Annotated in this window: 1 protein-coding gene; it reads right to left on the reverse strand. The window is 67.6% G+C overall.

The genetic code is table 11. The features are described from left to right. Window positions 1-7: 7 nt before the first annotated feature. The coding region (locus tag E1288_RS46655) for a transposase (RefSeq protein WP_165968649.1) at window positions 8-343 on the reverse strand (336 nt) is incomplete at its 5' end.

The following is a 343-nucleotide window of genomic DNA, read 5'->3' on the forward strand; positions in this document are numbered from 1 at the left end:
AGAGTTCCTAACAAAGGGTTTTGATGTGTCGAAAGCAGATGATGCAGGTGGCCAGGCCGAGGAACGCCTCGTGGATGTCGGCGCGGCGTTCCCAGCGGATGCGCAGGCGTCGCATGCTGTGGTACCAGGCGATCGTGCGCTCGACGACCCACCTGATCACGCCGAGTCCGGAGCCGTGGCCGGTTCCTCGTTGGGCGATCTTCGGGTCGATCCCCATGTCGCGCAACTCGTCGCGGTGTTTGTCGGAGTCGTAGGCGCGGTCGGCATACAGGGCGTCGGGCCGGCGGCGGGGGCGCCCGCGCCTGCCTCGCACGGGCGGGATCGCCTCGACCAGTGGGAGGAG

This window comes from Saccharopolyspora elongata (assembly GCF_004348985.1).
Lineage (GTDB): Bacteria > Actinomycetota > Actinomycetes > Mycobacteriales > Pseudonocardiaceae > Saccharopolyspora > Saccharopolyspora elongata.